13 protein-coding genes are annotated in these 13,163 nt (G+C 45.6%); 7 read left to right on the top strand and 6 right to left on the bottom strand.

Features of this window, described 5'->3' with window-relative positions:
* Window positions 1–34: 34 nt before the first annotated feature.
* On the bottom strand, window positions 35–1,675 hold the full coding sequence (locus MHI27_RS01415; protein ID WP_405175419.1) for a glycosyltransferase family 2 protein: 1,641 nt from the start codon (window positions 1,673–1,675) through the stop codon (window positions 35–37).
* Between the two features lie 329 nt (window positions 1,676–2,004).
* Here MHI27_RS01415 and MHI27_RS01420 point away from each other — a divergent pair, with 329 nt between their 5' ends.
* The 6 genes from MHI27_RS01420 to MHI27_RS01445 all read left to right on the top strand — a co-directional run bounded on the left by MHI27_RS01420 (window position 2,005) and on the right by MHI27_RS01445 (window position 7,926).
* Window positions 2,005–3,621, top strand: a complete 1,617-nt coding sequence (locus tag MHI27_RS01420) for an ABC transporter substrate-binding protein (protein ID WP_405175420.1) — start codon at window positions 2,005–2,007, stop codon at window positions 3,619–3,621.
* 69 nt (window positions 3,622–3,690) lie between these two features.
* Entirely contained in the window at window positions 3,691–4,641 is a 951-nt protein-coding gene (locus tag MHI27_RS01425) for an ABC transporter permease (RefSeq protein WP_042123467.1), read from the top strand.
* A gap of 4 nt (window positions 4,642–4,645) precedes the next feature.
* Window positions 4,646–5,491: an ABC transporter permease gene (locus MHI27_RS01430; protein ID WP_042184173.1), complete on the top strand. Its 846-nt coding sequence runs from the start codon at window positions 4,646–4,648 to the stop codon at window positions 5,489–5,491.
* 15 nt (window positions 5,492–5,506) lie between these two features.
* A complete protein-coding gene (locus tag MHI27_RS01435) occupies window positions 5,507–6,526 on the top strand; it encodes an ABC transporter ATP-binding protein (RefSeq protein WP_405175421.1) in 1,020 nt (339 codons plus the stop codon).
* Window positions 6,516–7,436: an ABC transporter ATP-binding protein gene (locus tag MHI27_RS01440; protein WP_143759515.1), complete on the top strand. Its 921-nt coding sequence runs from the start codon at window positions 6,516–6,518 to the stop codon at window positions 7,434–7,436. Before MHI27_RS01435 ends, MHI27_RS01440 begins: the two co-directional genes overlap by 11 nt.
* A gap of 34 nt (window positions 7,437–7,470) precedes the next feature.
* Complete coding sequence (locus MHI27_RS01445) at window positions 7,471–7,926, top strand: hypothetical protein (protein ID WP_405175422.1); 456 nt, start codon at window positions 7,471–7,473, stop codon at window positions 7,924–7,926.
* Window positions 7,927–8,001: 75 nt separating this feature from the next.
* Here the strand turns inward: MHI27_RS01445 and MHI27_RS01450 are convergent, their stop codons facing one another.
* Window positions 8,002–8,835 carry a hypothetical protein gene (locus MHI27_RS01450; protein ID WP_042184178.1) on the bottom strand — a complete coding sequence of 278 codons (834 nt, stop codon included), beginning with the start codon at window positions 8,833–8,835 and terminating at the stop codon, window positions 8,002–8,004.
* Window positions 8,836–9,060: 225 nt separating this feature from the next.
* On the opposite strand from MHI27_RS01450, the gene MHI27_RS01455 reads away from it, so the two are divergent.
* Window positions 9,061–9,657, top strand: coding sequence for a TetR/AcrR family transcriptional regulator (locus MHI27_RS01455; RefSeq protein WP_405175423.1), 597 nt, complete (start codon window positions 9,061–9,063; stop codon window positions 9,655–9,657).
* 82 nt (window positions 9,658–9,739) lie between these two features.
* Here the strand turns inward: MHI27_RS01455 and MHI27_RS01460 are convergent, their stop codons facing one another.
* The 4 genes from MHI27_RS01460 to MHI27_RS01475 are packed head-to-tail and all read right to left on the bottom strand — an operon-like array spanning window position 9,740 to window position 13,146.
* On the bottom strand, window positions 9,740–10,606 hold the full coding sequence (locus MHI27_RS01460; protein ID WP_042184182.1) for a metallophosphoesterase: 867 nt from the start codon (window positions 10,604–10,606) through the stop codon (window positions 9,740–9,742).
* Window positions 10,607–10,658: 52 nt separating this feature from the next.
* Entirely contained in the window at window positions 10,659–11,000 is a 342-nt protein-coding gene (locus MHI27_RS01465; RefSeq protein ID WP_405175424.1) for a DMT family transporter, read from the bottom strand.
* Window positions 10,997–11,785, bottom strand: a complete 789-nt coding sequence (locus MHI27_RS01470) for an HAD family hydrolase (RefSeq protein WP_405175425.1) — start codon at window positions 11,783–11,785, stop codon at window positions 10,997–10,999. Before MHI27_RS01470 ends, MHI27_RS01465 begins: the two co-directional genes overlap by 4 nt.
* Window positions 11,786–11,799: 14 nt before the next feature.
* Window positions 11,800–13,146: an ABC transporter substrate-binding protein gene (locus tag MHI27_RS01475; protein WP_405176681.1), complete on the bottom strand. Its 1,347-nt coding sequence runs from the start codon at window positions 13,144–13,146 to the stop codon at window positions 11,800–11,802.
* Between the last annotated feature and the right edge of the window lie 17 nt (window positions 13,147–13,163).

Genomic DNA, 13,163 nt, shown 5'->3' on the forward strand with positions numbered 1-13,163 from the left:
TAAGGTTTTGTGAACGTCCTTTTTATGATTACACTCATTCCACCCAAGGTATTAAATGAGGGTGTTCATCCAGAATGGACAGGTATTGCTCCTTCCAGCCGTATTGGCCATCGGGATCAAGGAGCATGTAACGCAGATATTTTTCTAAGCGGAATTCTGCCTTCGACCAGCCTAGATGCTTGAGTCGCAAGTTGCTTAGCTGGTGGGGAAGCTCGAAGACATTCTCCGGGAATCGCCCACAATGCTGTGGAGATTCATTCCATACATAGTTGAAGTCTTCTTTATAACGAAGCAAAAACGGACGGTAATTCAAATGAGAGCGCCAGTAAATATCTTCTCTGTAATGGGTGTCGTTCCATAAATCATAGAGACGGAAACAGAATAAATCGACCTCGTCAGCGTACAGCAGGGGTTCGATATTTGCCGCGAAGCTCGCTTCAAAGATTTCGTCTGCGTCCAGACTCAGAATCCACTCGGGCTTCGTCTTCAGAACCTCTTCCCATTGCTGCTTTCGCAGCTCAATTTCATTGCTGAATTTGGATATGGTATTGTGCACGAGATGAACGGGAATGCCTTCAAGCACCTCCAGGCAGATAGCTGCTGAATTATCGGTGCTGCCATCATCAATAATGACGGCCTCGTCGATGTATTTGCGATGCTCTTCCAGAACCTGTCGCAGAAAGCGTCCACTTTCATTTTTCACAACCATGGTGAGGGTTAGCTTGGGCCGCTTTCTGGCTGGGGGGACTGTCTCCTTGGAGCTTTCGTTGTCTGGGTTGTCTGTGGTGGGTGTCGGCATTACTGATGCAGGTACTTCGTCCGTAGATGAACTGTTCTCAGTATCAGTGGCTTCAGCTTTGGTCTCCGTAGTTTCTTTGATGAAATCCTCTACTTTACTCAAATCACTGTCTCTATACAAGTGTAGCGCCGGATAATGGGTATCGACGAACAAGGGAATACCAAGGGCTGCGGCACGAATGCAGAAATGACGGTCTTCTCCCCAGTATGAAATGTTGCGAATTTGATTATAGCTAACTCCAGCTTTTATCGCATGCTGACTAATCAATGTACAAGCCCCGAGTCCGCCCACCTCATAGATTCCGGGAATCCGCATCTTTGCTATGAATTCATGAAATCTGCGATTAATCTCCTCTGGTTGCAGTTTTTCACCGGGCAGTAGCTCCCACTGATTGTATTCGTCGTGCATCCATACCTGCGGCTGAAACATAGTCTCGGGCTGCCACTGCGTCCAGAATACCTCTGAAATAATATCCTTGTTCGTACCTATTAGATGTCTGAGGGTATCGGGATGGAGAATGAGATCAGAGTCAATAAGGAATAAATAATCATAGTTCAAGGTTTGGGCGCGGTTGATCATGAGATTCTTAAAATTGGCTACTTTCCAGACTAAGTTGGTATTCCAAAAGTGGGTAGTATCATTGCGAATATACGCATCGTGAAAGCCGGAGCTCTGAAGATAAATATGATCACCCATGCTTTGGAATTCCTGGAGCAGCCGACTTGACTCCTCATCATCATTATCATCAACTAGATGGTAATCCAGCTCAATATCGGCAATATTCAGACGAAGCAGGGAATTCAGAAATTCTTTTAAAACCATAGGCTTCTGGTGGATTGGACTGCCAATCAATACGCGAACCTTGTTTTCCGTCATTGCCGCCTCCTTGGGGAACGCCCCTCTTTCCTTGGATGATCCTTATGTTCTCAATATATTTACAGGAGAGCGGCAATAATCCTTATTTTTCAAAGTTCTGTAAAGTAAATGAGTATTAGATGTATTAATTCGTAACGATCTGCTGTACAATAACCGAATAATTAGATGACAATATGAACAGCAAAGGATGAGCGCTATGGATAAACCATCAATCGATTCCCTCAATATTACATTAATGTGAAATGCTATCCATTGTAATTCCTAGTATTCCGATATACAATATAAAAAAACACAAGCAACGCAGAACATAGAATACGGGGGAGAAACTTATGCGTAAAGGATTATCTGGAGTTATTACTTTGATTTTGTTAACATTTTTGATTAGTGCGTGCTCCGGAGGGAACACCGCCACTTCTACAAATACAAATCAGACACCTGCTACTAATGATGGAACGACAGCAAGCACTGAGATAAAAGATGGAGGCAACTTGATTATTGGAGTCGCTGCTGATCCTGTTATTCTAAATCCGAACTACGCGGGTGACCGTGTCAGTCTTACGATTGACCAAGCGCTATTTGCTCCACTGTTCCAAGTAAATGATGGTAAGAAGACCTTCTACTTGGCAGACAGCCTGACCCTTTCAGAAGATAACCTGACTTATACGTTGAAGCTGAAAAGCGGACTGACATGGCATGACGGAGAAAAGCTTACTGCTGACGATGTCGTGTTCACGATTGATAGTATCCTCGATGAGAAGCAAAACAGCATGTTGAGAGCGAACTTATTCATCGGTGATAAACCCGTTAAGGCCGTTAAGGTGGATGATCTGACCGTAGAGTTCAAGCTTCCGCAGGTCAGCCCAGCTTTTGAAGCTACACTAGTGCAAGTATTTCCAATTCCAAAGCATATTTTTGAGAATGAGACGGATCTAGAGAAAAGCACCAAGAATGCTAATCCTGTTGGATCTGGACCATTTAAATTTAAGGAATATAAAGCGGGCGAATATGTTACATTAGAAAGATTTGATAACTACTTCGGCGGCAAGCCACATCTTGATTCTGTAACGTACCGGATTGCTAAAGATACGAATGCTGCGAATCTCGCACTTCAGAGTGGTGAGATCAACATTAAATATCTAGATCCACAGGATGTTGGAACGATTGAAGCTTCGAACAATTTCGAAATTCTTCCTTATAGTGAAGGCCGATTGTCGTACCTGTTGTTCAACGCGAACAGCGATAGAGGTGCTCTTGCTAAAAAAGAAGTTCGTCAAGCCTTGTCTCTAGCACTAAGCCGTGATGAAATCATTCAGGCTGCTTATTCCTCTAGCGAGTATGCTGACCCGGCGAAGTCATTCTTGACTCCGGATGCATTGTTCTATACTAATGACGTACCTTCTTTCGATAATGATGTGGAAAAAGCGAAAGAGCTTCTGCAATCGGCAGGGGTTAGCGATCTGAAATTGAGATTGATTGTATCGAGCGGTAATAAAGCTCAGGAAGCCATTTCACTATACGTGCAGCAAAAGCTAAAGGCCATTGGCGCTGAAGTTGAACTGCAAAATATGGATGCCTCGGCATATGGTCAGAAGTTCAGCGATATGAATTCAACAGATTTTGAACTTGCGATTGCAGGTTATATTATGGGTTACGATCCTGATGCTTACAGAATTTTGTATACTTCTACTGCTGACTCTAACTACTCGCATTATAATAATGCTGAAGTCGATAAGTTGTTCAATGAAGGTGCAGGAGAAGCAGATGTGACTAAACGTGGTGAGATCTATAAGAAGATCCAAGAGATCATTGCTGACGATGCACCGATTTATCCAATTGCTAATACTAAGACTATTGTAGCTGTCTCCAAGAACTACGGCGGTCTAGAAGAAGCAGTCTTGAAGCCTGTCGTTATTTTTGAAGATTTATCGAAAATCTACCTTAAATAAAAACGGGAAAAAGTAAGCTGGGTTATCCAGCTTACTTTTTTACCGATACAGAACTGGGAGAATAAACGTATGAGACAACTTATCGTCCGAAGATTACTGCAAACCCTGCCGATGTTGTTTTTTGTTTCGGTTGTGTGCTTTGCGATGATTAAGCTGGCTCCGGGGGATCCGGTATTATCCTTCGTTACGCCGAATATGCACGCAGATGATATTGAGCGCATCCGGCATAACCTTGGGCTGGATAAGCCAGCCTACATTCAATATTTAATCTGGATTAAAGAAATATTACAGGGGAATTTCGGTTATTCCCTAGTGAATCATCAGCCAGTATTGGATCAAATTCTAGAACGCCTTCCTGCAACGGCAGGTTTGATGGGTTCTGCGATCGGTCTCGCTGTTTTGCTGGCGATTCCACTCGGTCTTATTGCTGGAGCAAACCGGAACCGCTGGGTAGATAAGCTGATTAATTTCTTATCCTATGTCGGAATATCCGTGCCTTTGTTTTGGCTTGCCATCTTACTAATGTACTTATTCGCGATTAAGCTGCATCTGCTTCCTATTATGGGGATGCGAACGATTGGTGTGGAATCGGCGTTTGATGTATTCAAGCATGGTATCCTGCCTTGCACCGTGCTTGCTTTTGGATTCTTGGCTGGTTATGTGCGATACATTCGCTCTAGTACCATTGGACAGCTAAAAGAAGAGTACGTGCAGATTCAATATGCTTTTGGATCTAACAAGACAACGATTCTGTTCCGTCATGTAATGAAGCATGTGTTGCTTCCTGTAATTACATTGCTCGGGATGTCTATGGGTGATCTGGTGGCAGGCGCAATTGTTACAGAAACAGTATTTTCATGGCCAGGTATTGGCTCTTTGGGGATGACTGCAGTTAAAGGGATGGATTACCCCGTGATTATGGGAATTACTCTATTCTCCTCTTTAATGCTGATCATCGGTAATCTGGTCGCGGATATTCTATATAGCTTCGTGGACCCACGAATTAAATTAACGAGGTGACCTCATGAATCGCAGTAAATGGAAAAGTGTTGGAGATGAGCTATTTACGAATAAATTGGGCGTCGCAGCCCTCATTACTTTAATCATCTTCTCACTGGGCTCTATATTTGCTTTTTTATCTGGACATGATCCGAATGCGATGGATGTTCTGGCACGTCTGAAATCGCCGGGAGCCGATCACTGGTTCGGGACGGATGACTATGGCCGGGATTATTTTGCCCGCGCATTGTATGGTGGCCGGGTATCACTGCTAGTTGGCTTTGCTTCAATGATCATTGCTACAGGTATAGGTGTGACGGTAGGCGTAATCAGTGGATTCTTTGGCGGATGGGTTGATAATCTTCTCATGCGGATGCTTGATGTAGTGCTGTCCATTCCTTCTTTCTTAGTTCTGCTGCTGCTTAGCGTATTTCTGAAGCCGAGTGTTGGGAATATCATCATTATTATTGCTCTATTAATGTGGATGAATATCGCCCGTGTCATTCGGGCAGAGACGATGACGATTAAGGAACGCGAATATGTACTCTATGCAAAAGCCTCCGGACAGAGCAATTTCGGAATTATTTGGCGTCATATTCTTCCGGGGCTAGTGCCTGTTGTCATTGTAGGTGCGACGAATAATATCGCTTCGGCGATAATGATGGAGTCGTCCCTAAGTTTCCTCGGGTTCGGGGTACAGCCTCCGAATGCGACTTGGGGCAGTATGCTTAACAATGCGCAGGGATATATCGCTCAAGCGCCATATCTGGCTTTATTCCCTGGATTATTGATACTATTAACGGTACTGAGCTTTAATGTTTTGGGTGATATTTTGCGGGTAGGCTTTGAACCGAAGCTGATCCGAAGATAGGAGTGTGAAGACATCATGACGGAACGGCTATTGTCTGTCGAGGATTTGAAGGTTTCGTTCCATACAAGGGACGGAGAGAATCAAGCAGTTCGCGGCGTTAGCTTTCATATAGATGCTGGTGAGACGGTAGGAATCGTCGGAGAATCTGGTAGTGGGAAGAGTGTAACTGCCAAGGCGATTATGTCGTTAATTACACCTCCGGGTAAAATTATCGGTGGAAATATTAATTTTCGTGGTGAGAATTTATCGAACCTTTCGGAAAAAGAGTGGAGAAAGCTACGCGGCAATCGTATAGCAATGGTGTTTCAGGACCCCATGACCTCTCTTAATCCTGTAAAAAAAATCGGCCAGCAGCTTACGGAAGTCATCCGTCGGCATCGGGGTTTAAATAAGCAAGAAGCGCTTAAAGAGGCAGCAAGCATCTTGCGTCAGGTTGGTATTAATAATCCTGAACAGCGGCTGCAGCAATATCCGCATGAATTCAGCGGCGGGATGCGCCAGCGGGTCATGATCGCCATGGCTCTTTCCTGTAAGCCAGAGCTATTGATTGCGGATGAGCCGACAACTGCGCTCGATGTAACAATACAAGCACAAATTCTCGATCTTTTTAAAGATTTGAAAAATAATACCAGTACAGCTGTAGCGCTCATTACCCATGACTTGGGTGTGGTCGCACAGGTATGTACACGGGTTATCGTAATGTATGGTGGACTTGTGATGGAGGAGGGCGCGGTAGAGGATATCTTTTATCGCCCACAGCATCCTTACACGAAAGGTCTGCTTCGCTCGATTCCAAAACGTGACGGCAAGTCGCGGGAACGCCTTGTCCCTATCGAAGGCACACCTCCGGATTTGCTAGATCCTCCTTCGGGCTGTCCATTTATGGAACGTTGCCCTAATGCTTTTGCCCGTTGCAGCGAACGTCCTCCAGTCATCGAATTATCACCTGGCCATCGTTCGATGTGCTGGTTGGCAGACGGTGTGCAGGAGACTCCAGCCGTAGCTGGTGTTGAAGGGAGCGGTTCTGTTGAGTGATAATAAGATTCTAGTGGACGTAAATAATCTGAAGAAACATTTCTCCAAAGGCAAGGATATATGGGGACGTAATACATCAGTGCTTAAGGCGGTAGATGGCGTAAGCTTTCAGATTCGTCAGGGGGAGACCTTTGGACTGGTCGGAGAGTCGGGGAGCGGCAAGTCCACGGTTGGACGCTGCTTGCTGCGATTGTATGACTATACAGATGGTGAAGTGTCTTTTGACGGGCAGCCGCTGAGCAAGCTTGGAGAGAAGCAGCTTAAGCCTTTTCGCAGACGGATTCAATCGATCTTTCAAGATCCATATTCCTCGTTGAATCCAAGCCTGAATGTACTTGATCTGATCAGTGAGCCTATGAAAATCCACGGGATCCACGAAGGCGACGAGCGTATAGAGGCTGTTGCGGCACTGCTGGATAAGGTGGGTTTAAAAAGAGAGCATCTTTATCGCTTTCCTCATGAATTCAGTGGGGGGCAACGCCAACGGATTTCGATCGCTCGAGCATTATCTGTGAAACCTGAATTCGTAGTGTGCGATGAACCAATCTCAGCGCTGGATGTATCTGTTCAGGCTCAGGTAGTGAATATGCTGGAGGATTTGCAGTCGGAATTTGGGTTGACCTACCTCTTTGTTGCGCACGATCTGTCGATGGTACGGCATATTTCGGACCGGATTGGCGTGATGTATGGCGGTCGTCTCGTAGAGGTAGCCGAAAGTGACGAACTATACGAGAACCCTATTCATCCTTATACGAAGGCGCTGCTATCTTCGATTTTGGAAACGGACCCTAAGCGGGCTAATCAGAGAATTATTTTAGATGGATATTCGGCAGAGTACGGCAGGGCTGAGACCTCTACATTGCAGGAAGTTAGTCCGGGTCATTATGTTGCTTATGATTTCACGGAATAAGTAGAATCTATATACAGGTATGGGGGGAATCAGGATGTCAGACAGTTTGAACCGGGTAAAGTTATCCCAGTGGGATGCTTTACTGGTAGAATCACTTCGCGCTTTGGGCTGGTCCAATGAGGATATTCTTCGTAAAGTGGCGGAGGGCGATTTGCCCGTTGATGAGAGTGAATACGAATTTGATTATAAGCAGTTGACCACTTTACAAGCGGAGCAGCCAGAATTGTTCGAGCAAGCGGTGAAGACAGGCTATCAGATCAAGTACAACACGATTCGTGGTATTCGTAGCTGGATATGGGTTGTTCTTGGTAAAGAGGCAGAGTTGGAGCTTGAAGAGGGTAGAGAAGCCATAGAAATAGTATTGACGACAGCCGAGAAGAACCGGCTGGAATCTGTGCTGTCATTCGGCTGGCAGATTCACGCTGGAGCCGGTGTGGAAGACGATGCCAGCGCTAACGCAAGCTACCGGATCGAGCCGATTCAACGATAGCCTCTCCGAGCAGAGAAGAAATAAAGAAAGAACGCCCTTACCTTTTCCTCATGGAAAGGATAAGGGCGTTCTTGGTTAGTTCACTTCAATCCGGCCACGCCGGAAGCTGATTTCTGCTTTGCCGGTGTGCAGCTGCCACATATGCCAGAATACAAACGGAACAATCATAATAAAGTTGATGATTCCCCAATAGTTCATGACGTCTGCATTGTACCACGATGAAGCATCCATTAGTGTCGGGAACAGGCTAACGAAGCAGGCACGTAGAAGTAGATGTGCCGCTAATGTATAGACCCGCGCAATGATGTAGAGTTCTGGGCGGCGTTTGATGATGGGATAGAGCTCGGCTGCGAGAAGAATGCATAGCGAGCTTGCAAAGAACTTCGGACTCTCGGCATAGACGAAGGCTGCATTCCAAGTTGTATAGAGGAAGTTCCAGCCGATTGTCGTATATGCAATGAGATCGCCGTGTGATTCTGTAGAAATCTTCCAATATTTTGGCGCAAAAGGGATGGTTATACATAATAGGAGGCCGGTAAGCGCATTGAACGTATTCCCCATCGTAAAGTCTTTAATGGTCGCTTCCATGATATTAAGGAATAGAACGCCATATACGAACCACAATACCCAATCCTTCTGTAACCCATTCCAGAACGGTCCTTTTCGTTTCTCGTAGTTAGCAATACGAATGAATCCAACAAATATCGTAGGAAGAATTACACTTAAAATCTTTGCCCACCGAAACCAGCCTTCGACACCGCCCATAAGCCATAAGGGAAAGGTTAGTAAAGAAGCAATCCAGAACCAGTGGGCAAACTTATAATGCTTGCGCATGATACTGACAACAATAAGAAGCAGAACTATGTAGCCGATCATACTAACGCCGTACTGCCATGCAGGAATATCCATGATAAACCTCCTTTTTTTGTGAAAGCGTAATCAATTGTTGCCGATACTGAGCTTCAACCCTACAAAGCTTGGTTAATTCATAAACATAACAACTGTTCGGTTTTATTGTATTAGGAATTAATTGGTTCTGTCTGTGCTAATTAACACACAAAAAACAAAGTAGATTCAGTACTCTTTTCATATAAAAATAATTCGCAACAAGCGATTTAGTTGGGCGGGGAGTTTATGTCTGAGGATAAAAAATTACATATTATTGAGGCGACGAATCGTGTTATCTATCGAATGGGTATTGCGGGTACGACTATGCGGAGAATTGCCGATGAAGCCGGGCTTAGCACGGGGGCGTTGTATCATCATTACAATAGTAAAGAAGAGATTCTTTATGATGCGATGGATCGCAGTCTATCCGTATCTACGAGAATTGCCGAGGAGGTACAGCAAGGGAAGTATAGCCGCGGGGAAGTTATTGAGCAAATCAGCGAGAATGTGAAAGATCGTTTTAACAAAATAGATGACAATCGAATGCAGTTCTATCTTGCCCAGGAAGCGATACTAGGGAATGAGGAAATCTCCAATCAATTGAAAGTTAAGTATAAGAAATGGATTGGTCATACCGACGAGCTGTTGCAACGCTTGTACGAAAAACAACCCGGGAAATACAATAAAGCCATTTCCTCATTGCTGATTGGAGCTATTGACGGGATCGTTATGCAGACGCTGCTGGGTGTGGCGAATACGGATGATATTGAAGATATTTCCGAGGTATACCACAAGCTTCTTGTAGAAGGCATTCCAAAGCTGTTAGAAGCATGGGATGAATAACACAGAGCGTGGCGGTACGGCTAATCCTTCTGCGTGTAATTCACAGAATGAAACTCCCCGCAGCTTGCTGCGGGGAGTTTCATTATACGTTTACTGCTGTATAAGCAACCTCATATTGTGCAGCTTCAATCCAGGTTCCTGTCTTAAAGTCTCTGCCCCGGACAAGCACTTTATCTCTATATACTTCCACATAGAAGCCTTGGCTGCCTGTCTTATGCTTATCTTCGTTTGTCCAAAGGTAGGCGACAGAAGCAGCATTAAACATCGTTGCCATCTCTCCATGGCCAGGGTGCATAGTGTTGTCTACCTCTAGCTCCCAATGGGTGTGACCAGTGAATAACAAGGTCTGGGGGTGTCTCGAAAGAATCTCTTTTAATTCCTTATCTTGAGTGACACCATACCAATCTTGTGATTCTAACGATCCAGCTACTGTATCTTTAAGCGGTTGATGCAGGAAAAGAAAGATAGGCTGATCCGGTGAAGCTTGCTCCCCAAGCTTATGCTCCAGCCAATCAAGCTGCTTAGAGGAAAGATGACAGAATTTAGGCAATCCTTTTTCTGTACCTAGAAAAATAAAATGATAGCCATTAATCCAGTGATCATGATAGGGTCCAGACATTCCAGTCTGTGACGTATACATCCCTAAGCGAGACTTCCAAATCCCGAGGCCTACATCATGATTACCTAAAGTGAAAGTAATGTCGGGCAAGTCAGCCTTATGTTGATTAATGATACGAAGCATTTCTTTATATTCAGCAGAAAAACCATGGTTTGTGACATCACCGATATGCATAATCCCACTGCTGCCTTTTCCATGTGCAGCTATATCACGGAGCGCCAGCTCAAAGTTAAGATTGTACTCATGATTTCGGTCAGCGGTGACATGCGTATCCGTGATGATCTGAAAGGTAATAACAGGCTTCTCTTCAGGTAATGTGTTCGCGCTCATGTTTAGGCATCCCCCTTCATCTTACGAATCTATGAAATACTGTGGCTGTTCACTAATGCGTCTTCCCGCTAATGTTCAGTCCTATGATCCCGGTTAGGATAACGGCTATCCATAGTAGGGAGGACAGGGTTAGCTTTTCTTCGAAGAACAGGGCTCCTATGAAAGAAATAAGGATGATTCCCGCCCCTGACCATATCGCATAAGCAACGCCTACCTTAATAGAGGTGAGGGCATAATTCAGGGAGGTGAAGCTGGCTCCATAGAACAGAAACATGAGCACGGAAGGCCAGAGCTGAGTGAACCCCTGAGATATTTTCATTGAGATGGTCCCTGAGAGTTCGAACACAATAGCTAGCATCAGAAACATCCATGCCCATATTCCTTCTATTCTCACAGGGAAGTAACCTCGATGCTAAGTTCAGCGTAAGATCGCACAATGAGATCTGCATCCGGGAGAATATGCGACGAAGCACTAATGTCTTCATTTTCAGTGATACCTATAGCTACCTGCACACCCGCTGCTTTAGCCATTCGCATATCCCCATTAGTATCACCGATAACTGCTGTGTGCGCGGGTTCAACGGCCAACCTTTCGCAGGCAAGCTGCACCATGTCGGGGAAAGGTTTACCCTGATCCACAAGGTCTGTTCCAATTACCTCGGAGAAATAGTGCCGTATGCCGAGCCATTGGAGATGTTTCTCTGCAGCATCTGTTTCATCTGCGGTCACCACGGCGAGAGGGATACCAGCACTCGCACACTCATCGAGAAAACGATGAATACCCGGCAACGAGTGAACGGGGCGTTTCTTTTCCAACATAACATCCGCTTCCAGACGGCACTGATGAACAAGCTCCATGGACTCCGCCCACGATAAACCTTGCAAATAACCCTGCCATGACAGGATGGCATAGAGATCACTCATAGTCCCCATAGCCAGGGGTCCGTTCCGATCATAATCGGTAATGCTTCCTTGGGCATTGTGTATAGTTCCCATTAATGCAGGGAGCTGTTCTTCTGGAATCTGTAGTCCTCTTTGCTTCATAACCTTTGTGAATCGCTCTAAAAAACACTCGCCCCAGCTGCCCCAGAGGGATACGAACTGGAGCAGCGTACCATCCTTGTCGAATAGAATAGCTGCTACAGCGTATCTGCCTTGTGGCGTGATGAGCTCAGACATGAACTCCACCGCCTTTATTTTAGTTTATCAAGCGCTGCTTGCGCCGTTTCCTGTGCTTCCTTAAGTGCCTGTGCTGCAGGAATATTCTCAATTTGCACCTTATCAGCGGCGATTTTCAGCGCATCGTTGATTTTGCCGCCAGTAGGATCTTGGAATGGTGCAGAGCCATGAGAAGCTTGCATCAACGGAACCTTAATCTGTGGATTGCTTTCACTGAATGACACAAACGCCGGGTCTTGCAATGCGGATTGGCGCACCGAAATATATCCAGTATTAATGGACCAAGAGGCAGTATTCTCGGCATTTGTGAAGTAGGTTAGCCATTTCATAGCCGCTTGTTTCTCACTGTCGCTAGCTTTAGATAGAATGCCGGCCATCAGTGCTTGGGCTACGGGTTTGCCCTCGCCAATCCCTGCCCAGCCTGGCTGCTCCATAGCAGAAACAATGCTAAAGTCGAGGTCACCTTGATCGCCACTGGAGCCGGTGTAGCCTGCGGATTGATTCTTCATTACATCATCAATTGTTTTGTACCAATATTCCCAGCCTTGCCCCCCTGAATGAATCCGCATGATCTTATCCTCGTGGATCCATTTGCGGAACAAATCCCAGGTTTCGATCCACTCTTTAGAGTCGATCATGACTTGTTTCCCATCCTCGCTAAGAATAGTGCCTCCTTTGCTGAGCACGGCATCAATCATGTTCCCTGAACCCCACATAGGCTCCCAACCGAAGAAGGTGGTTTTGCCGCCGTCTTTCACGGTCATTTTCGCAGCTGCGGCAGCTAGGTCTTCCCAAGTCTTCAATGTGCTCGCATCAATTCCGTTCTTCTCAAAAGCATCTTTGCGATAGTACATAACCTGTGTTGTTCCATACATCGGCAGGAAGTATTGCTTGCCATCAACCTGGCCCTGATTTAGAAAGGTTTGGACAAAATCCTCTTTATTAAAATCTGGCTGCAATGCCATAAGCTCATCTATCGGTGCGAAATATCCTTTGCGGGCCCAATCTACGTTTGAGGAGAGAGCAGCAGCAGGCACTTTTCCTGTAGCAATCGCCGCTTGCAGCTTCTGCTCGGTTTCAGTGTAGTCTGCCTGCGCGATACCTTTGACAATGACCTCTTGCTGAGAGGCATTAAATTTCTGAATCAGTGCCTCCATATTCTCACCAAGCTTACCGCCGAGACCATACCAGAACTCAATCGTTATCGGTGCATTTTGTGTAGGCGCAGCCTCTGCGGAGGGGGAGGAAGAAGCTCCATTTGCCGCTGTAACATTACCTGTACTCGCATTTCCTCCACAAGCTGTTAACATTGTAAATCCGGCAACCAAAGATAGGGCGGACAGTCTCTTCAATACGTTCATCATCATTCTCCTCTTAT

The sequence above is a fragment of the Paenibacillus sp. FSL H8-0261 genome (assembly GCF_045040645.1).
Lineage (GTDB): Bacteria > Bacillota > Bacilli > Paenibacillales > Paenibacillaceae > Paenibacillus_AQ.